We start from the raw sequence: 18,052 nt of genomic DNA on the forward strand, positions 1-18,052 counted from the left end.
TCAGGCGCGGTCGTGCGTCCAGGCCACCAGTTGCTCTGCCGACCAGGTGTTGATCACGCGGTCGGCGGGGACGCCGCAGAGGGCGGCGCGTTCACAGCCGAATCGTTGCCAGTCGAGTTGGCCGGGCGCGTGCGCGTCGGTGTTGATGGCGAACCGGCAGCCAGCCTCCAGGGCGCGGCGGATCAGGCGCTTCGGCGGGTCCTGCCGCTCCGGCCGAGAGTTGATCTCGACGGCGGTGTCGTGCTCGGCGCAGGCGGCGAAGACGGCATCCGCGTCGAAGTCGCTCTCCGCCCGGGTACGCGCCCGGTGCCCCCGATCGCCCGGCCCGGTCACGCCGGCCGGGCGGGACGACACCATCCGGCCGGTGACGTGACCGAGGATGTCCAGGTGCGGGTTGGCGACCGCCTTCACCATGCGCCGGGTCATCTTCGACCGCTCGTCCTTCAGCCCGCTGTGCACCGACCCGACCACCACGTCGAGCCGCGCCAGCAGGTCGTCGTCCTGGTCCAGGGAGCCGTCGGCGAGGATGTCCACCTCGATCCCGGTGAGGATCCGGAAACCCTCGGGCAGCGCCGCGTTGACCTGCGCCACGTGGTCGAGCTGCCGGCGCAGCCGCTCAGCGGTCAGCCCCCGGGCCACAGTCAGCCGGGGCGAGTGGTCGGTCAGCACCAGGTACTCGTGGCCCAACTCCACAGCGGCCAGCGCCATCTCCTCGATGGGCGAACCGCCGTCGGACCAGTCCGAGTGGGTGTGGCAGTCGCCGCGCAGGGCGGCGCGCAGCGCCGTGGCCTCGGCGTCCAGGTCGCTGCCCTCGGTCGCCACCAGCCGGCGGAGGTAGACCGGTTCCTCACCGGCGAGGGACTCCGCCACGCAGCGGGCCGTGACATCACCGACCCCGGCCAGTTCGGTGAGCGTGCCGTTGCCGGCCCGTTCGGTCAGCTCCGCCGCAGGCAGGCCGGCCAGCGCCTTCGCCGCCGACCGGAACGCACGCACCCGGTAGGTGGCCTCGTTCGCCCGCTCCAACAGGAACGCGATCCGGCGCAGATCGACGATGGGATCTCTCGCGCGAGCCATGTCAGGGCGCCTTCGGGCAGCCGCGCCGGCGTTGCCACGCCGTAACCTCGGCGGCCGGCTCCCGGTTGCCACCGCCCCGCCAGGAGTCCAGGTAACGCGCCGGCCAGATCACCCCGCGCCGGATCCACCAACCGTCCTTGCCCGCGCACGACGGCGAGATGCCGAAGTGCACGTGACACACGTTGTTCGCGTTGCCGGTGCGGCCCACCTTGCCGAGTTGCTGCCCGGCGCGGACCCGCACCCCGGCGTCGACGCCGCTGCTCACGACGCTCAGGTGCGAGCCGTAGTAGCGCACCCCGTCGTCGCCGAGCAGGGAGACCGACAGGCCGCCGTTGTCCGGGCCCTGTGGCCCACGCTTGCGGTATTTGTCGACGCGGCTCACCTCCAGCACGGTCCCGTCGGTCACCGCCACGAACGGCTCGCCGCAGTCGGCGAAGAGGTCCGTCGCCGGGTACGCCCCGTGCGTCGGGTGGTAGTCGACGTCGTCGGCGCGTACCGGAAAGACATGCTTCAGGCCGGTGCGGGGTGCCGTCGCCGACGGCCTGGCCGACGACGGCGCCGGGGCGCTCGGCTCGGTCGCCGTCGGCGTGGGCGGCTGCGACGCCGGCTGCTCGGCGGTCGCCCAGACCGCCGGCGGCGTCGGCGCGGCGCCGTCGGGCACCCCCGGCCGGGTGGTCGCGCAGCCGGCGGCCAGCACCGGGGCGAGCAGCAGCAGGATCGGGTACGCCGGACGAGCCCGGCGGCTGATCGTCGGCGAGGACATCCGGTCATCCTGGCAGAGCCGGTACCGTGGGCACGAGCGGCACGCGTGAGGGAGGGCAGCGACGGTGACCATTGCCCGACCCGACAGTGGCCCGGATTTCGGTGCCGTCCGCCCGGTGCCGCGTACCCCGTCGGGCCTCTTCCCCTCCGGGCCGCCGACCCGGCCCACCTACCGCGAGCCGCACCCGGTCACCGGCGGTGGTGTCGCCGCCGGCGCCGGCGCGGCGGCCGGTTGGCTGCTGCTGTTCGGCCTGCTCGGCACCGACGTGGCCAGCTACGCGTGGTGGACGGTGATCGCCGGCCTGCTGGCCTGGGTCACCGCCCTGGTGCTGGTCCGCTACGGCGACCGAGGGGTGGCCACCGGGGTCGCCATCGTCACGGCGGGTGGCTGGAGCATCGCCGCCGCCGTGGTGGCGGTCCGCTGGGCGACCAGTGCTGACTGGCCGCTGTGGTGACCGGCACGGAGGGGCCCCGAGACGGCGCTCGGTGACTGCACCGTGTGCCCGGTTGGCTGCGTAGCGAACGCCGTCTTGACGTGGCCGCCGAGACTCGGCACGCTCGGGACTATGGCCTGGACCACTCCCCGGCAGGATCCCGATCGCAATCGCCGTCGACTGCAGTTGCTGGCCGAGTTGGCGGGCGCCCGGGCGGTCCGTCAGCGCAGCCGACCGCAGCGGCAGCGCACCGAGCGTCTGCGCCAGCTCATCGCCACCCGCCGTCGAGTCGTCGGCTGATCCGACTTTGTCAGGAATGACCCGCCCTTCGGGGCGTTGACGGGTCGCCTGCCGACCCGACCGGCTAACGTGCACGCGTAACGAGTCGACGCTGTGTCGAGGGCTATTGGGGGGACCGTGTCGTACTTCGCTGCGGCCGTGGTGCGCGACGACAGTGGCTGGACCGCCGCCGAGGTCAGCCTGCGTGGCGCCACCGACATCGACGAGGTTGCCGACCGGCTGCGTGACGTCGACCTGGAGGCCGACGTGTCGCTGCTCTTCGTCGAGGCCGACGACGCGTATCTGGTGATCCTGCGCCTCGACGAGGGCGAGGACCTGCGGGTGTTCGGTTCGGACTCCGCGTACGCCGAGGAGTCGCAGCTCGGGTCGCTGCTGGTCGGTGACCTGAAGACCTCGGTCACCGGGCTCGACGGTGACGACGAGCCACGCCCGGTGAGCACCGGTGACGAGGAGAGCGAACAGCCCGTCGTCGACCCGGAGGCCGACCCGGTCGGTGACGCCGACCTGCTGGCCAACCTGGGCATCTCCGCGCAGAAGCTGCTGACCCTCTGCACCCACGAGGGGATGATGCCGGCGGACGTCACCTCCGAGATCTGCCAGGTGCTCGGCTGTGCCGACGAGGTCGAGGAGCTGCGTGAGGTCTGAGCCGGCCGACGCCACCGATCCGTCTTTGGAGTCGATCCGACCGGGCCAGCCGACCCCCGGCGCGGTGGGCCGCGCCGGGCCCGGCGCCCACGAGGGTCTGGCCGACCTGGGCGAGGTCGGCCGACGGCAGCGGCACGAGCTGTGGATGCGCCGCGCCCTGGAGGTCGCCGTCGCCGGTCCACAGGTCGACGACACGGTCAGCACCGACGTCGACGACGTGCCGGTGGGGGCGGTGCTCTACGGGCCGGACGGCACCGAGCTGGCCACCGGACGCAACGAGCGCGAGCTGACCGGCGACCCCACCGCCCACGCCGAGGTGCTGGCCCTACGCCGGGGCGCCGAGCGCACGGGCCGGTGGCGGCTGGACGGCTGCACCCTGGTGGTCACCCTCGAACCGTGCACCATGTGCGCCGGGGCGCTGGTGCTGGCCCGGGTCTCCACAGTCGTGTTCGGCGCGTGGGAACCCAAGACCGGCGCGGCCGGTTCGCTCTGGGACGTGTTGCGGGACCGTCGGCTCAACCACCGCCCCGAGGTCTACGGCGGGGTGCTGGAGGCCGAGACCGCCACCGTCCTGCGCGCGTTCTTCCGCTGAGGCCGGGCCGTCGGCGGCCGTCTGACTTGTGCGGCCTTTTGCGGGCGGGCGGGGCGGACGGGTCGGGCGGGTCGGACGCGAAAGAGCGTGATGACTGTGCGGCATCTTGATGCCCCACAGTCATCACGCTCTCCGCGGTGTTGCCCGCCCGGTCAGACGGCTCAGGCGATGATCGTGTCGAGGGCGATCTCGACCATCTGGCTGAAGGTCTGCTCGCGCTCCTCCGAGGTGGTCTTCTCACCGGTCTTGATGTGGTCGCTGACCGTCAACACGGTCAGCGCGCGGGCCTTGAACCGGGCGGCGATCGTGTAGAGCGCCGCCGACTCCATCTCCACCGCCAGCACGCCGTAGTCGGCGAGGGTGTCGTAGAGGTCCGGCCGGTCGGTGTAGAAGGCGTCCGCCGCCAGGATCGGCCCGACGTGCATGGTGATGCCGCGCCGCTCGGCCACCTCGACCGACGTACGCAGCAGCCCGAAATCGGCCACCGGGGCGTAGTCGATCAGCCCGTCGAACCGCATCCGGTTCATGTTCGAGTCGGTGGACGACCCGATCGCCGCCACCACGTCCCGCAGTTGCAGGTCCGTGCTGAGGGCGCCACAGGAGCCGACCCGGATCAGCGTCTTCACGCCGTACTCGTTGATCAACTCGTGGGCGTAGATGGAGGCCGACGGCATGCCCATGCCGGAGCCCTGGACGGAAACCTCGACGCCGTTCCAGCGGCCGGTGAAGCCCAGCATGCCCCGAACCGTCGAGTAGCAGGTAGCGCCCTCGAGGTAGGTCTCCGCGATCCACTTGGCCCGCAGGGGGTCACCCGGCATCAGGACCCGCTCGGCGATCTCGCCCGGCTTCGCGCCGATGTGCGTACTCATGGCAAAGATCCTGCCAGGCCGGCCCGGGCGATACCGGTTCGGCGTCGGAACCGGCGGTCCTGTACCCTCGTCGGCGGTGGCGTGTCCGAGCGGCCTAAGGAGCACGCCTCGAAAGCGTGTGAGGGTTAACGCCCTCCGAGGGTTCAAATCCCTCCGCCACCGCTCTGTAGTGCAGAAACGCCCGGTCGATCCGCGAGGATCGACCGGGCGTTTCGCGTCAGAGCTGCTGCTCGCCACCGTCGACGAACAGCTCGCCGCCGGTCATGAAGCTGCTCTGGTCGGAGGCGAGGAAGAGCGCGGCGTTGGCGATCTCGTCCGGGTGTGCCATGCGCTGCATGGGCACGCCCGAGGCGATGGCCTTCAGCAACCCCGGGGCCTCCGCGGGGCTGGGCGCGAGGCCGGCGAGCCCGGGGGTTTCGGTCGAGCCGGGCACCAGGGTGTTCACCCGGATCTTCCGGCCGATCAGCTCGCCGGCCCAGGTGCGACCGAACGAGCGGATGGCCGCCTTGGACGCGGCGTAGACGCTGAACGCCGGCGTGCCGTTGCTGGCGGCCGTCGAGCCGGTGAGCACGATCGACGCGCCCTCGTTGAGCAGGGGCAGGGCCTTCTGCACAGTGAAGATGGTGCCGTAGATGTTGGTGTCGAAGGTTTTGGCCACGTGCTCGGCGGTGATCGAGTCGAGCGAACGGAACTCACCGCCGCCGGCGTTGGCGAACACCACGTCCAGTCCGGCGCCGCGCTCCTCGATCGCCCGCATGACCCGGTCCAGGTCGTCGAGCTTGCTGACATCGCTGGCGATGCCGGTGACGTTCGCGCCGATGCTGGCCACGGCCTCGTCCACCGGGCCCTTGCGACGGCCGGTGACGAAGACGTACGCGCCTTCGGCCGCGAAGCGGCGGGCGGTGGCCAGGCCGATGCCCGTGGTGCCCCCGGTGACGAGAGCGGTCTTGCCGTCGAGCTGTCCCACGATGGATCTCCTCTGTTGGGGTGTGGTCGTGTGCGGCCGGCCGGGCCTCAAGCATTCTGTACCGAGCGGTACGTATCCGACCGTAGCAACCGTCGGCGGGGGGCGCAAATTTCTGTACCGATCGGTTTTCGCTGCCGGTAGGATGGGCGGGGAAGGGGTGGTGGGCTGTGCCGCAGCGAGGGCGACCACGGGGCTTCGACGTCGACGAGGCGCTGGAGCGCGCGGTCGAGGTGTTCTGGCGTCAGGGGTACGAAGGAGCCTCGGTGACCGACCTCACCGAGGCGATGGGGATCAACAAGCCCAGCCTCTACGCGGCCTTCGGCGGCAAGGAGGAGCTGTTCCGCAAGGCCGTGGCCCGCTACGCCGAAAAGGACATGGGGTACGCGCGGGACGCCTTTGCCCAACCGACCGCTTACGAGGTGGTCGCCACCCTGCTGCGCGAGAACGTGATCGCCGTGACCCGGACCGACCGGCCGGCCGGGTGCCTGTCGATCCAGGGCGGCACCAGCTGCTCCACCGACAACGCGCCCATCGCCGGGTTCCTCGCCGCCAGTCGCCTGGGCGGTGAAGGCGCCCTTGCCGACCGGCTCGCCCGCGCCGTCGCCGAGGGTGACCTACCCGCGCACGCCGATCCGGTCGCGCTCGCCCGCTTCATCATGATCGTGACCGAGGGGCAGGCGGTGCATGCCGCCGCCGGCGTCAGCAGGGAAGACCTGCGACAGGCCGCGGAGATCGCGCTTGCCGGTTTCGCCGCCGCATCCGGGGCACGACTGCCGGAGCAGGCCACCCGCCCGGTCTGAGCGGTCACCGTTCGAGCAGCGCCGCCATGCCATCAAGCAGACGGTGAAGGCCGAATTCGAAGAGACTCTCGACATTGAGGTCGACCGCCGTGCGGCTGAGTCGGGCCAGATGCGGAAACTCGCCCGCCGGGCAGGACGGACTTCGCGGCGGCCCACTCGTACGACTTCTGGCGGTCGCTGCGCCGCTGATGCCAGTGGGCCGGGTCCCGGGGGATCCGGCCCGCTCACCGGCCCGGATCCTTGAGGAAGGTCAGCACGGCGGCGACCCGGCGATGCACGTCACCGTCGGGTGGCAGGTCGAGCTTGGTGAAGATGTTCCCGATGTGCTTGCTCACCGCGCGCTCGGTGATCACGAGCTGGGCGGCGATGCCCGTGTTGGTGCTGCCTCCGGCCATCAGCGCGAGCACCTCGCGTTCCCGTGCGGTGAGATCGGTGAGCGGGTTGCGCCGGGCGGTGACGAGTTGGGCCACGACCTGCGGGTCCAGCACGGTGCCTCCGGCGGCGACCCGACGTAAGGCGTCAAGGAACTCCTCGACCCGGGACACCCGGTCCTTGAGCAGGTAGCCGACCCCGCCCTGCCCGTCGACGAGCAGCTCGGTCGCGTACGCGCGCTCGACATACTGGGACAACAGCAGCACCGGCAGCCCGGGGTGTAGCCGGCGCGCGGCCAGCGCGGTGCGCAACCCCTCGTCGCGGAACGTCGGCGGCAGTCGGATGTCCAGGATGGCGACGTCGGGCCGCTGCCGGTCGATCGCCGCGATGATGTCGTCCGGTGTGTCCACCGCTGCCGTCACCGTGAAGCCGGCGGTGCTGAGCAGCAGGTTGAGCCCTTCCTGGAGCAGGACGTTGTCTTCGGCGATCAGGACGCGCACGGCAACTCCACCCGTAGCACCGTCGGCCCGCCGATCGGGCTGCTCAGCTCGACAGTGCCGTCCAGTGCCGCGACCCGGCGCCGGATGCCGGTCAGGCCGGTGCCGGTCGACGATTGTGCGCCGCCGATGCCGTCGTCGGTCACGTTCACCACCAGCTGACCCGCCTGGTGCTCCACCCGCAGGTCACCCCCGGTCGCCCTGCTGTGCCGAGTGATGTTGGCCAACGCTTCCGCCACGACGAAGTAGGCGGCGCTCTCCAACGCCGCCGGTAGTCGTCGCAGTGGGGCGACCCGGACCGTGAGCGGCACCGGACAGTCGGCGGCGAGCGCGTGCACCGCGCCCGGCAGCCCTCGGTCGACCAGAATCGGTGGGTAGATGCCCCGCACCACGGCGCGCAGCTCGGTCAGCGCTGCCTCGACGCTGGTCCGTGCCCGCTCGATCAGCTGGTCCGCCAGCGCCGGGTCGGCTGCCCGTTGACGTTGCGCGACGCCGAGCTGGATGGCGATCGCCACCAACCGGGCCTGGGTGCCGTCGTGCAGGTCGCGCTCGATCCGCCGCAGCTCCCCCGCGTGGGCGTCGAGCGCGCCGGCCCGGGTGGCGGTGAGCTCAGTGACCCGCCGCTCCAACCGGCTCCGCGAGGACGGCGCGAACGACACTCGCGCCGCCCGGGCGTACGCCACGGCGCAGGCCGGGACAGCCCACCGGAGAAGTGCCAGCGCGGCGAGCCCGAGCAGGGGTGGCACCAGCAATGCCTGGGCCCAGCTCCGGATCGGCACGACGAAGGTGAGCGGCGCCTCGACCGGCACGGCCCACCACATCAGCGGCACGATCAACCCGCCCAGCGCGAGTAGCCAGAGCAGCAGCACACCGGCAGCCAGCGGCACACCGGCGATGGCGTGAACGGTCAGCCAGAGCGCACCTCGGTAGGTGGCCGGATCGCCCGCGGAGGCGCGTAGCCACGCGGCCTGACTGGCGCACAGCACCTGGGACCCGGCCGGAATCGCCAGGCCCAGCAACCGGTCTGCGCGGCGCCGCTCCAGGCGAGCGATCGACCGGAGGACACGCACGGCGGGCGGCAGCAGCGCGATGCCGACCAGGACGATGCTCAAGCCGAGTGCCCCGGCGAGCGCGCCGACCGCGACCGCCGACGCCACCGCAGTGGCCCCGCCGGTCACCAGGTACGTCGTCGCGAACCAAGCCCGCCGCATCGTCACATTCTCCGTCCACGGGGGCGGCCGGGGCAGTGTAGCCAGCTACACCATTGATCCGGGTCTCTGCTCCCTCGTGCCCCCGCGTGGCCGTCCCTAGCGTCGACGACATGAGAAGACCGACACGACGACGGCACACATTCGGCGTGCTCGCCGGAGTTGTCCTGCTCACCCTTGCCGGCGTGGGAGCACCAGCCGCGGCCGGTCAACCGGGGCCGGCGTGCTCCGACCGACCGGCGACGACCGCCGCGCTGCACGACCTGACCGGCACCCACCGGTTGGTCGGCGCGGCCATCGAGGTGAGCGGACCCGGGTGCGGCCGGTGGTCTGCTGCCAGCGGCCGGGCCGACCTGCGAACGGGTCGGCCGATGCGTGTCGACGAACGGATCCGGATCGGCAGTTCGACGAAGGCGTTCACCGCGACAGTGGTGCTGCAACTCGTCGCGGAGGGCCAACTGGTCCTGGACGCTGCGATCGAGAGGTACCTGCCAGGCCGGGTCCGTGGCAACGGGTACGACGGCCGACGGATCACCGTCCGCGATCTGCTGCGGCACACCAGCGGCCTGCCCGACCACGTCGACGCGCTCGACTGGGACCGGGTGGATCGTTGGCGGTATCGGCACTTCGCGCCAGCGGAGCTGATCGCGATGGCGCTGGCCCAGCCACCGCCGACGACCAACTGGCACTACTCGACCACCAACTACGTCCTCGCCGGCCTGATCGTCGAGCAGGTCACCGGCCGCGACATCAGCGTGGAGATCACCCGGCGGATCATCGGGCCGTTGGGCCTGCGCGATACCTACTGGCCGGGCGACTCGGTGCGGATCCGGGGCCCCCATCCGCGCGGCTACGCGTTGGCCGGCGCCGAGGGGCGGCGGGACGTCACCGAGTTCGACATGTCGTACGGCGGCGCTGGTGGTGCGCTGGTCTCGACCCTCGCCGACCAGAACCGGTTCTTCGCCGCGCTGCTCGACGGTCGACTGCTGGACCCGGTCCGCCTCGCCGAGATGACCCACACCGTGCCGACCGATCCGGACCGGCTGTGGCCCGACGCCCGATACGGGCTCGGGATCATCTCGACGCCGTTGGCCGGCTGCGGCGGGGCCCTGTACTGGGGCCACGGTGGCACGACGCCGGGCTTTCGCACCCTGGGCGGGGTCACCGCCGACGGTCGCCGGGCGCAGTTGGTGGTGAACGACGAGCCGGCGTCGTACGAGAGCTGGCAGGCGCTGTCCACGACCCTGCACACCGCCCTGTGTGAGGCCCGGTGATCCGCCGCCGGGCCGATTTCTCAACCGAGGAGATGACGATGACCTGGAGCAGATGGACCGCGACCGCGCTGAGATTGGTGGCCGCGCTGACCGTGCTGGCGATCACCGCCACTGCCGCCGGGCCGGTGCCGGCCGCCGCCGCCGACCTGGCCGGTCTCCAACGGCAACGGCTCGACTGGCACACCTGCCAGCGGGGCTCGGCCGACCCGGCTGGCGCCGAGCTGGACCAGGCCGGCGCTTCCTGCACCGAGCTGGCCGTCCCGCTGGACTACGCCCGCCCGGACGGCCGCACCATCACCCTGGCACTGTCCCGGCTGCCGGCGACCGACACAGCGCACCGGCTCGGCGTCCTGCTGCTGAACACCGGCGGTCCCGGTGCGCCGGGGAGGTCGGACGTTCTGCCGATCCGACAGTGGCTGGGCAAGGTCGGGGCGAGGTTCGACCTCATCGGGCTGGACCCTCGGTTCGTCGGTCGCAGCACCCCACTGGACTGCGACTGGCCAACGGGCACCTGGACTCGCTCCGCCGGGCCGGACCGCGCCACGTTCGACCGGCTGATCGCGTTTGAACGGGACCTGGCCTCCCGATGTGCCCGCCGGCACGCCGACCTGCTGCCGCACGTCACCACCCGGAACACGGCCCGCGACATGGATCTGCTCCGGGCCGCGCTCGGCGAGCAGAAGCTCTCCTACCTGGGCTACTCCTACGGCACCTATCTGGGCGCGGTCTACACCCAGATGTTCCCGGAGCGTGCTGATCGGGTCGTCCTGGACAGCGCTGTCGACCCCGCCAGCTACGGCGCGAGGGTGCTGCGCGAGGCCGGGCCCGCCAACGAGGCGGGCCTGCGCGACTGGGCGGACTGGACGGCCCGCCACCACGAGCGATACGGCCTGGGCAGCACCGGTCAGCAGGTGCTGGCAGTGGTGGACGGGGTCCTCGCCGCCGCGACCCGCCGCCCGCTACGTATGGGTGGCTATCAGGTGGACCGGCAGGTGGTGCCGTACCTGCTGCTCAATCGGCTCGGCGACGATCGGGACGAAACCCAGGCCGACCTCGCGGAGACGGTTCGGGTGCTCTGGCAGGCCGTGGTGTCGGGCTCCGCGACGGCGACCGCGTCTCTGGCGGACACTCTGTCGTTTTTGTTGACCGGTGCCGAGTCGGCAACCGGCAGCGTGCAGGCCGCGATCCTCTGCGGGGACGTACCGGTACGCCGTGATGCTCGGCACTACTGGCGCGATATCCGCCAGCATCAGACCGCTGAACCCCGTTTCGGTGAGTTGACCAGGGCGATCAGCCCGTGTGCGTTCTGGCCTCAGCAACCCCGGGAGCGACCGACAGTCGTGCAGAATTCGGTGCCGGCACTGATCGTGCAGTCCACCGGGGACACTCGCGCGATCTACCGGCATGGGCAGGCCATGCACCGGGCGCTCACCGGCTCCCGGCTGGTCACCCTGCACGACGCTCGGATTCACGGTGTCTTCGGCAACTACGGCAACGTCTGCGTGGACGATGCGGTCGTCGCCTACCTCGCCGACGTACAGTTGCCGGCCAGAGACCTCGACTGCGCCAGCCGTACGTCGTCCTGATCAGTCCACGCCGGTCAGCACGGGCCCGCACCCTCGTCGAAGAGGCGGCGGGCCCAGTCCGCGTACCCGGCGATGGTTTTTCGGACAGTGCGCCCGTCGTGCAGGAACAGGTACGCGCGGTCACCGCTGCGGGCGAGTAACCCGTCGAGGCGATGCGTCCCCTGTGGAGCGCGCAGCCGACTGACCTCCGGGTAGCGGTCCCAGACCTGGTCGACGGGCGAGCCTGCCGTTATGCCCTCCGGTGTCCGCATCGGGTCGCCGACCCAGAGCAGCACGAGTTTGTCCTCCACGAAGACCGGGCTGACCGTGTCGTGGCCGGCGAGCATCGGCCCGCAGGCGTCCAGGCTGGTGCGCAGGATGCCGCGTCGGGTCAGCTCGTCCTCGGTGGCGCCGAACTCGATGTTCTGCAGGCCGTTCAGGTCGATGATCTCCACGCTGCCGGCGGGTCGGCCGTTCGGAATCGACCCGGTTGGCGGTACGCCGCTGCCCGCGATCGAGGCAGCCGTCAAGAGCGTGGCGATAAACGCAAATTGTCGCAATTTCATGTAATCCCCCAGTCCCCAACGGAATGGGAGCGTTCAGGTTGCTGCCGATCGCAGGATTACTGGTTTTCCCACTGTTCGACCAGCTCGTCCCAGTAGTCGGCGCTGAGTCGGCGCCGCCCGTGCGCCAGCCAACCCTCGGTGCTCCGCTCCAGGTGCAACCCCAGTTCGGCGAACGCGTCGATCCAGGAGCCGGGCTCCACGCCAAGCTGGCTCAACGCACCGTTGATCGGCCACTGCTCGCGCGGCGCGCTCAACTCGTCGTCGAAGCACGGGCCCCAGGATGGCGCTCCGCCCAACCACACCGCTGCCGACTGGTAGCCGACGCCACCACCGAACTCCGCCTCCACATAGGCCACCGGCCCCGACTGTGACCAGCGGGTCAGCGCCTCGACCAGCGCCGTCGACAACACCAGGCCGAACGGGCGCGCGGCGCTCCGGTCGTCTGTCGCGAAATCCGGCAACGACCCGGTCAGCTCGTTCACCAACTGTGGGGTGATCGGCAGCAACGCGAAGTCCTGGCGCAGCTCGCCGAGGACCGCGTGATCCAGCTCGGCGGTCTGCTCGCGCAGCAGCTCAACGTCCGCGACCACCGCGCTGAGCTGGTACGCCATTGAGCCCTCCACCGTCCACAGCCTGTGGATAGAACATGTGTACGACGGTTCCAGGTCCGCCGGGTCGCCCCCGGACGGTACCCGCCGTCCACGCTCAGTTGCCCACTGCCGATGGTCCGTCACCCGCACTGCCCGTTCGTCGTATTTCGATGATCGAGTTGGCTGCCTATGGTGTCCAGGCGCCCATCGAAACGGGGTATCTATGCAGCGAAGCGCATCCTTTCTAGTTCTCCCAACTGTTCTGGCCAGCCTGGCAATCAGTGCCCCCGCAAGGGCTGCGGAAGGCGTCCGGACCATCACCCGGGACGGCGTCGTTCTCCAGCACCACGAGGTGTCCTTTCCCAAGGCGACGCCCCGGGTGCGGGGCACAGGTGTCGGCCAATCCGACTTCGACGGCGACGGCATCGACGACATCGCGGTCACTGGCGACCCGTTCGAATACAACTTGCCGCTGGTCCCGGCTGGTGTTGTCACGGTGCGGTACTCCTCGGCAGCGAAGGTCGACTACCTCTTGGGCGCCATTCCGGGGGACGGCGGCGCCCTCGCCTTCGGCATGACTCTCGTCGCGGGGGACTTCAACGGCGACCGCTACGACGACCTGGCGATCGGCAACCCTGACGAGCCGGACCCCCGGAACAAGACACACGCCGGCGGGGTCTGGGTCATTCCGGGCAGTTACCGCGGCCTGGTGGTCAATTCAGCAATCCACTTCAACCAGGACTCGCCGGGCGTTCCAGATAGCCCGGAGGAATTCGACCAGTTCGGGGGTTCGCTCGCGGCCGGTGACATCAACGGGGATGGCCGGGACGATCTCGCCATCGGCGCCTGGGGAGAGTCGATCGGAAGCAAGGCGATCGCCGGCGCGGTCACCGTCCTCTTCGGTGCGCCGGCCGGCCTCACGGCCACCGGGGCTCAGCACCTTCAGCAGGACCAGGCCGCGGTACCCGGAGGGGCCGAGAGCAACGACCAGTTCGGCTTCACGCTCGCGATCGGCAAGGTCGACAACAACCGGTACCAGGACCTGGTCATTGGCGCCCCTCGGGAAAATGACGGCGCGAGCTGGGGCGGCACCGGCATGGTCACCCTGATGTGGGGCTCGGCGGGTGGTGTGTCATCCACCGGTGCCACCTCGGTCACCGGTGCGGCGATCGAACCCACCGATGGGACCGGCACCGTCGCCTGGTACCTGGGCGATGCGCTGGCAATCGGCGACCTGAACGGCGACGGGCTGGGCGAGGTGGTCGTCGGCGCCCCCGGCGCGCAGACCCCGCACATCAACGGTGGCCTCATCGCGGCCTTCGCCGGCCGCTCCGCAGGCCTGTCCAGCAGCGCGGTGCAGATCATCACCCAGCGTACGGCCGGCGTGCCGGACAACCCCGAGGATGAAGACCGCTTCGGTGGCGTGCTGGCGGTGGGCGACGTGACCGGTGACGGCAGAGCGGACGTGCTGGTCGGTACCCCCGGCGAGGACATCGGCTCGCGGGTCGACGCCGGCATGATCACCCTGCTCAAGGGCTCCGCCGCCGGGCTGACGGGGGCCGGTGCGCAGGCGTTCGACCAGAACCACTCGGCCGTCCCGGACGGGTCCGAGAACGGCGACAAGTTCGGTACGGCCATCGCCCTGCTGAACCTCAGCCGCGCCAGCGGGCTCGACGCCGTCGTGGCGTCCCCCGGTGAAGAGGTGAAGGGTGACTTCGGCGGATATCCGTCCGGGGTCATCAACCCGTTCTACGGCTCCGCCGGCGGGCTGGTGCCGCAGAACAAGACGTGGAGCGGTCTGGCCGACCGGACGGGGATCGTCTGGCCCCAGCGTTACGGTCTCCGGATCGCTGGGCCGCAGAGTGGCGGCACGATTTTCTAAGTGGTGCCCAGCAACGCCCGGTCGGTCTGTAGTGGACCGGCCGGGCGTTTGTGCGAACACCGGCCGTGCGCGGCCCGTCGGCCGGTCAAGCCCTCAGATCTTGGACAGTTTCCGTTCAGCGCGAACGGAAACTGTCCAAGATCTCGACCGAGTTGAGGGGCAGGACTTCGCCGACGCGGAGTTCAAGCTCGGTCGGCCCGGCGGCGACTCCGGCGACCCGCCGGGCCGCCCGTCCGGCGGGGACGACGGATACCAGACCCCCAGGCCCGGCACCCCGGAGTACGACCGGCGGCTGGAGGAACTCGCCGCCGACCCGGCCCACAACGGCAACATCAGCGCGAAGTCCCGGATCGAGGCCGAGGTAGGGCTCGCGGTCGAGGCGGACGGGAAGATCGCCGGGCCGAACTCGACAACTCCGATCCCGCATTCCAGAAGTTCCAGGGTGAGTTCCTCGATTCCAACGGGGAGAACTGGGACGTCAAGTCGCCGAATGATTTGTTCCCCGCCGGACGGCGGGCTGGTGAGCCGATGCCCGAGGTTATGAAGGGCCGCTACGATGGCGAGGAGTTCGAGCAGAAACTCGCCGATGAGGTCGCTGGTGGACAGAACGTCATTCGCAACACCCGGAGCCTGTCGCCGAGTGCGTTGGCCGACCTCAGGGCGCGGGTCGCTGATCGACCGGAGTGGGACGGCAAGGTGGTGTTCGACGCCAACCTGACCAACGCGGCGCGGATTTCTCCTTCGCCGATCTGGCCAAGGCGGAAATGGTCGGTTGCTCGGCCGGTAAGGCGTTGTTCCGGTCGGCTCGGTTGTTCGCGGTGCAGCTCGACGACGCCGTTCTGGAAGGGGCGGATCTTCGCCACGCGATTCTCAATTCCGCCAAGCTCTACAGGACCGATCTGCGCGACGCCAATCTTGAGCGGGCCAGCCTGCGCTGGTGCACGCTCGGCGGGACGGGCATGCCGACGGTGCTGACCGGCGCGAGGATGTTCGGCTGCCAGTTCGAGGGCGCGAAGGGTGTCGTCGTCGGCCCGGTCCTCGTCGACGAGGAAGCGACAGGGTTCTCGGGGGTGCCGAGTTGGAGGCGTGGTTCTCGGCGCAGGGCGCGGAGCACGTCCAGGTGGTGGGCTGACGCCACAGCACAAACGATTCAGGGCCGGTCCCCGTTGGGGCCGGCCCTGTCGTTGGTGCTGCTCAGGCGAGCGGAGGATACGAGATTCGAACTCGTGAGGGTGTAAACCCAACACGCTTTCCAAGCGTGCGCCCTAGGCCTCTAGGCGAATCCTCCGCGAGCCAGGATACAGGCCCGTGTCGGCCGGGCCACCCCACCACCCCCTGAAGATCGACGGGCGGTCGGGTAGGCTGGGCGGCACCTCCCGTGCGGCGGTATCTCGTGAACCTCCCCAGGGCCGGAAGGCAGCAAGGATAAGCGAGCTCTGCCGGGTGCACGGGAGGCCTTTTTGTCTGTGGGCCGGTTGATCCACTCGGCATCCGTGATGTCGCGGTGTCCCGGCCACACGGACACCGCGGTTTCCAGGAAGCCGAGTCGATCAAGCCCGGCGGCCTGGAAGCCGAGCCCGCAGGCCCAAGCGCCCCCGGGGTGGTGGGTGGTCACCCGCGCCCGACCGGCGCAGAATGGCTCGGTCGAGAGGAGGCGGGACGAGTGACGCTGGCGCTCTACCGCAAGTACCGGCCGCGTACCTTCGCTGAGGTCATCGGTCAGGAGCACGTGACCGAGCCGCTGTCGCAGGCGCTGCGCAGCGGACGACTCAACCACGCCTACCTCTTCTCCGGGCCCCGTGGCTGCGGCAAGACCACCAGCGCCCGGATCATGGCCCGCTCGCTCAACTGTGAGCAGGGCCCCACTCCCGAGCCGTGCGGCAAGTGTGACTCCTGCCGCTCACTGGCCGCCGACGGTGCCGGCTCGATCGACGTGATCGAGATCGACGCGGCCAGCCACGGCGGTGTCGACGACGCCCGCGAGCTGCGCGAGCGCGCCTTCTTCGCGCCGGCCAGCAGCCGCTTCAAGATCTACATCATCGACGAGGCGCACATGGTCTCGACCCAGGGCTTCAACGCCCTGCTCAAGCTGGTCGAGGAGCCCCCGGAGTACGTCAAGTTCATCTTCGCCACCACCGAGCCGGAGAAGGTCCTCGGCACGATCCGGTCGCGGACCCACCACTACCCGTTCCGGCTGTTTCCGCCGAAGGTGGTCCGCCCGTACCTGGAGCAGCTCACCCAGGCCGAGGGTGTCGCCGTCGAGCCGGCGGTCTTTCCGCTGGTGGTTCGCGCCGGTGGCGGCAGCATGCGGGACAGCCTCTCGGTGCTCGACCAGCTCATCGCCGGCGCCGGCGCGGAGGGGGTCAGCTACGCCCGGGCCGTCGCGCTGCTCGGGGTCACCGACTCGGCGCTGATCGACGAGATGTGCGACGCGCTGGCCGCCGGGGACGGCGCGGCTGCGTACGCCACAGTCGACCGGGTCGCCGAGGCCGGGCACGACATGCGCCGGTTCGCTTCCGACCTGCTGGAACGGCTCCGCGACCTGATCGTGATCCAGCAGGTGCCGGACGCCGCCGCGAAGGGTCTGATCGACGGCCCGGCCGACCAGATCGAGCGAATGGCAGCCCAGGCGTCGCAGCTCGGCTCGGCCACGCTGTCCCGCTGCGCCGACATCGTGCACAACGGGCTGGTCGAGATGCGCGGCACCACAGCGCCCCGCCTGCTGCTGGAGCTGATCTGCGCCCGGATGCTGCTGCCCGGCGCTGACGACTCCACCGGCGGCCTGCTCCAGCGCCTGGAGCGGATGGAACGCCGGCTCACAGTGGGTGCCACCGACGCGCCGTCGGCCGCCGCCGGCTCCGCGCCAACCAACCACCAAGGGGTACGCCCACAGCCAGCCACCCCGGTCCCGGCTGCCGCCACCCCGGCACCCGCGAACGCCCCTACCTCCGCACCGCCGTGGGCGGTCGACCCGGCAGCGCCCCCGACCCGGAGCGCTGCGGGTGCCCCCGCCCCGGCTGCTTCGGTCACCGAGGCACCCGCTCCGACCTCCGGTGCACCGGCCTCGTACGTCTCGGCAGCCGACTCGCCGATCCCGGCGTCCCCCGGTGCGTCAACCGCTGACCAGGCCGCACCCGTCTCGCCCGCCGGGCCGGCCCCGCGTCGTGTGGTGCCGCCGTCGGCGGTGCTTCCCGACCCGGCCACGCCCGCGCCGCCCCGACCGGGAGCTCCGGCCGCCGCGCTGGACGCGGTAGCGGTCCGCCGCGTCTGGCCCGATGTGGTCGGCAAGGTCAACCGCACCAACAAGCGGATCGCCGCCCTGATGCGGGACGCTGTCGTCCGCGAACTCGACGGCGACATGCTGGTGCTGACTGTGAAGTCCACAGTGCTGGCCAAGATGATGGCCGACCACGCGGCGGTGCTCACCGACGCGCTCTACGAGGAGTTGGGCGGGCGCTGGCAGATCCGGTGCGAGGTGGCCGGCGAGCGCGGTGGCGTGTCGCTGTCCGGCTCACCGCGCACGCAGCAGACCGCACCGGCCCGACCCGCCGCGCCGCCAGTCACGTCGGACACGCCCGCCGCCACGACGAACGCCGCGACTGCCGCCGCCGGCCCGACGAGCGCCCCACCAGCCGCGCCTGGCTCGAACGCTGCG

Annotated in this window: 19 protein-coding genes, 2 tRNA genes and 1 other RNA gene; 12 read left to right on the forward strand and 10 right to left on the reverse strand. The window is 70.9% G+C overall.

Annotation, left to right across the window (positions count from 1 at the left end; translation table 11 throughout):
* Together NIE79_RS12050 and NIE79_RS12055 are read right to left on the reverse strand one after the other, a co-directional pair.
* Entirely contained in the window at positions 1-1,074 is a 1,074-nt protein-coding gene (locus tag NIE79_RS12050) for a PHP domain-containing protein (protein ID WP_238678635.1), read from the reverse strand.
* A gap of 1 nt (position 1,075) precedes the next feature.
* Positions 1,076-1,909 (reverse strand): M23 family metallopeptidase, encoded by an 834-nt coding sequence (locus NIE79_RS12055; RefSeq protein ID WP_372471468.1) that lies wholly within the window; start codon positions 1,907-1,909, stop codon positions 1,076-1,078.
* Between NIE79_RS12055 and NIE79_RS12060 the strand changes: the two genes are divergently transcribed.
* The 4 genes from NIE79_RS12060 to NIE79_RS12075 all read left to right on the forward strand — a co-directional run bounded on the left by NIE79_RS12060 (position 1,902) and on the right by NIE79_RS12075 (position 3,807).
* The gene (locus tag NIE79_RS12060) at positions 1,902-2,291 is read left to right on the forward strand and encodes a hypothetical protein (RefSeq protein ID WP_238678637.1); all 390 of its coding nucleotides are present in this window, start codon (positions 1,902-1,904) and stop codon (positions 2,289-2,291) included. The two genes, NIE79_RS12055 and NIE79_RS12060, sit on opposite strands and share 8 nt — an antisense overlap.
* Before the next feature lie 111 nt (positions 2,292-2,402).
* A complete protein-coding gene (locus NIE79_RS12065; protein ID WP_167362451.1) occupies positions 2,403-2,570 on the forward strand; it encodes a hypothetical protein in 168 nt (55 codons plus the stop codon).
* A gap of 117 nt (positions 2,571-2,687) precedes the next feature.
* Positions 2,688-3,215 carry a tRNA adenosine deaminase-associated protein gene (locus NIE79_RS12070; protein ID WP_238678638.1) on the forward strand — a complete coding sequence of 176 codons (528 nt, stop codon included), beginning with the start codon at positions 2,688-2,690 and terminating at the stop codon, positions 3,213-3,215.
* A gap of 145 nt (positions 3,216-3,360) precedes the next feature.
* Positions 3,361-3,807, forward strand: coding sequence for a nucleoside deaminase (locus tag NIE79_RS12075; RefSeq protein WP_238678650.1), 447 nt, complete (start codon positions 3,361-3,363; stop codon positions 3,805-3,807).
* A gap of 161 nt (positions 3,808-3,968) precedes the next feature.
* On the opposite strand, the gene deoD is transcribed toward NIE79_RS12075, so the two are convergent.
* Positions 3,969-4,676: a purine-nucleoside phosphorylase gene (deoD, locus tag NIE79_RS12080; protein ID WP_074315244.1), complete on the reverse strand. Its 708-nt coding sequence runs from the start codon at positions 4,674-4,676 to the stop codon at positions 3,969-3,971.
* Positions 4,677-4,751: 75 nt separating this feature from the next.
* Between deoD and NIE79_RS12085 the strand changes: the two genes are divergently transcribed.
* Positions 4,752-4,838, forward strand: a tRNA-Ser gene (locus NIE79_RS12085).
* A gap of 55 nt (positions 4,839-4,893) precedes the next feature.
* Here NIE79_RS12085 and NIE79_RS12090 read toward each other — a convergent pair.
* Entirely contained in the window at positions 4,894-5,643 is a 750-nt protein-coding gene (locus NIE79_RS12090; protein ID WP_238678639.1) for an SDR family oxidoreductase, read from the reverse strand.
* Positions 5,644-5,810: 167 nt separating this feature from the next.
* Between NIE79_RS12090 and NIE79_RS12095 the strand changes: the two genes are divergently transcribed.
* Positions 5,811-6,443 carry a TetR/AcrR family transcriptional regulator gene (locus NIE79_RS12095; RefSeq protein WP_238678640.1) on the forward strand — a complete coding sequence of 211 codons (633 nt, stop codon included), beginning with the start codon at positions 5,811-5,813 and terminating at the stop codon, positions 6,441-6,443.
* 4 nt (positions 6,444-6,447) lie between these two features.
* Here NIE79_RS12095 and NIE79_RS34000 read toward each other — a convergent pair whose 3' ends face one another.
* The 3 genes from NIE79_RS34000 to NIE79_RS12110 are packed head-to-tail and all read right to left on the reverse strand — an operon-like array spanning position 6,448 to position 8,523.
* Positions 6,448-6,681: a TetR/AcrR family transcriptional regulator C-terminal domain-containing protein gene (locus NIE79_RS34000; RefSeq protein WP_308193172.1), complete on the reverse strand. Its 234-nt coding sequence runs from the start codon at positions 6,679-6,681 to the stop codon at positions 6,448-6,450.
* The gene (locus tag NIE79_RS12105; RefSeq protein WP_238678641.1) at positions 6,668-7,315 is read right to left on the reverse strand and encodes a response regulator; all 648 of its coding nucleotides are present in this window, start codon (positions 7,313-7,315) and stop codon (positions 6,668-6,670) included. Before NIE79_RS12105 ends, NIE79_RS34000 begins: the two co-directional genes overlap by 14 nt.
* Entirely contained in the window at positions 7,303-8,523 is a 1,221-nt protein-coding gene (locus tag NIE79_RS12110; RefSeq protein WP_238678642.1) for a sensor histidine kinase, read from the reverse strand. Before NIE79_RS12110 ends, NIE79_RS12105 begins: the two co-directional genes overlap by 13 nt.
* A 110-nt stretch (positions 8,524-8,633) precedes the next feature.
* Between NIE79_RS12110 and NIE79_RS12115 the strand changes: the two genes are divergently transcribed.
* Both NIE79_RS12115 and NIE79_RS12120 read left to right on the forward strand, forming a co-directional pair.
* Positions 8,634-9,794: a serine hydrolase domain-containing protein gene (locus tag NIE79_RS12115; RefSeq protein WP_238678643.1), complete on the forward strand. Its 1,161-nt coding sequence runs from the start codon at positions 8,634-8,636 to the stop codon at positions 9,792-9,794.
* Positions 9,795-9,832: 38 nt separating this feature from the next.
* Complete coding sequence (locus NIE79_RS12120; RefSeq protein WP_238678644.1) at positions 9,833-11,380, forward strand: alpha/beta fold hydrolase; 1,548 nt, start codon at positions 9,833-9,835, stop codon at positions 11,378-11,380.
* A 14-nt stretch (positions 11,381-11,394) separates the two neighbouring features.
* On the opposite strand, the gene NIE79_RS12125 is transcribed toward NIE79_RS12120, so the two are convergent.
* Together NIE79_RS12125 and NIE79_RS12130 are read right to left on the reverse strand one after the other, a co-directional pair.
* The gene (locus NIE79_RS12125; RefSeq protein ID WP_238678645.1) at positions 11,395-11,889 is read right to left on the reverse strand and encodes a hypothetical protein; all 495 of its coding nucleotides are present in this window, start codon (positions 11,887-11,889) and stop codon (positions 11,395-11,397) included.
* Positions 11,890-11,981: 92 nt separating this feature from the next.
* Positions 11,982-12,536, reverse strand: a complete 555-nt coding sequence (locus NIE79_RS12130; protein WP_238678652.1) for a hypothetical protein — start codon at positions 12,534-12,536, stop codon at positions 11,982-11,984.
* Between the two features lie 37 nt (positions 12,537-12,573).
* Between NIE79_RS12130 and NIE79_RS12135 the strand changes: the two genes are divergently transcribed.
* Together NIE79_RS12135 and NIE79_RS12140 are read left to right on the forward strand one after the other, a co-directional pair.
* Positions 12,574-14,397 carry a hypothetical protein gene (locus tag NIE79_RS12135; protein WP_238678646.1) on the forward strand — a complete coding sequence of 608 codons (1,824 nt, stop codon included), beginning with the start codon at positions 12,574-12,576 and terminating at the stop codon, positions 14,395-14,397.
* 764 nt (positions 14,398-15,161) lie between these two features.
* Positions 15,162-15,635: a pentapeptide repeat-containing protein gene (locus tag NIE79_RS12140; RefSeq protein ID WP_372471473.1), complete on the forward strand. Its 474-nt coding sequence runs from the start codon at positions 15,162-15,164 to the stop codon at positions 15,633-15,635.
* On the opposite strand, the gene NIE79_RS12145 is transcribed toward NIE79_RS12140, so the two are convergent.
* Positions 15,601-15,685: transfer RNA gene (locus NIE79_RS12145), tRNA-Ser, on the reverse strand. The genes NIE79_RS12140 and NIE79_RS12145 overlap by 35 nt on opposite strands.
* Before the next feature lie 82 nt (positions 15,686-15,767).
* Between NIE79_RS12145 and ffs the strand changes: the two genes are divergently transcribed.
* Together ffs and NIE79_RS12155 are read left to right on the forward strand one after the other, a co-directional pair.
* Positions 15,768-15,857, forward strand: an RNA gene (gene ffs / locus NIE79_RS12150) — signal recognition particle sRNA small type.
* A 203-nt stretch (positions 15,858-16,060) separates the two neighbouring features.
* Positions 16,061-18,052: DNA polymerase III subunit gamma and tau (locus NIE79_RS12155; protein WP_238678648.1), on the forward strand; the 1,992-nt coding region annotated here is incomplete at its 3' end.

Source organism: Micromonospora trifolii (assembly GCF_022229005.1).
GTDB lineage: Bacteria > Actinomycetota > Actinomycetes > Mycobacteriales > Micromonosporaceae > Micromonospora > Micromonospora trifolii.

Bases quoted from the DNA above. Each gene is read 5' to 3' on its own strand.
- NIE79_RS12055 (WP_372471468.1), bottom strand. From the start codon at position 1,909: ATGGTCACCGTCGCTGCCCTCCCTCACGCGTGCCGCTCGTGCCCACGG.
- NIE79_RS12130 (WP_238678652.1), bottom strand. From the start codon at position 12,536: ATGGCGTACCAGCTCAGCGCGGTGGTCGCGGACGTTGAGCTGCTGCGC.
- NIE79_RS12115 (WP_238678643.1), top strand. From the start codon at position 8,634: ATGAGAAGACCGACACGACGACGGCACACATTCGGCGTGCTCGCCGGA.
- NIE79_RS12140 (WP_372471473.1), top strand. From the start codon at position 15,162: ATGGTCGGTTGCTCGGCCGGTAAGGCGTTGTTCCGGTCGGCTCGGTTG.
- NIE79_RS12120 (WP_238678644.1), top strand. From the start codon at position 9,833: ATGACCTGGAGCAGATGGACCGCGACCGCGCTGAGATTGGTGGCCGCG.
- NIE79_RS12065 (WP_167362451.1), top strand. From the start codon at position 2,403: ATGGCCTGGACCACTCCCCGGCAGGATCCCGATCGCAATCGCCGTCGA.
- NIE79_RS12050 (WP_238678635.1), bottom strand. From the start codon at position 1,074: ATGGCTCGCGCGAGAGATCCCATCGTCGATCTGCGCCGGATCGCGTTC.
- NIE79_RS12075 (WP_238678650.1), top strand. From the start codon at position 3,361: ATGCGCCGCGCCCTGGAGGTCGCCGTCGCCGGTCCACAGGTCGACGAC.
- deoD (WP_074315244.1), bottom strand. From the start codon at position 4,676: ATGAGTACGCACATCGGCGCGAAGCCGGGCGAGATCGCCGAGCGGGTC.
- NIE79_RS12110 (WP_238678642.1), bottom strand. From the start codon at position 8,523: ATGCGGCGGGCTTGGTTCGCGACGACGTACCTGGTGACCGGCGGGGCC.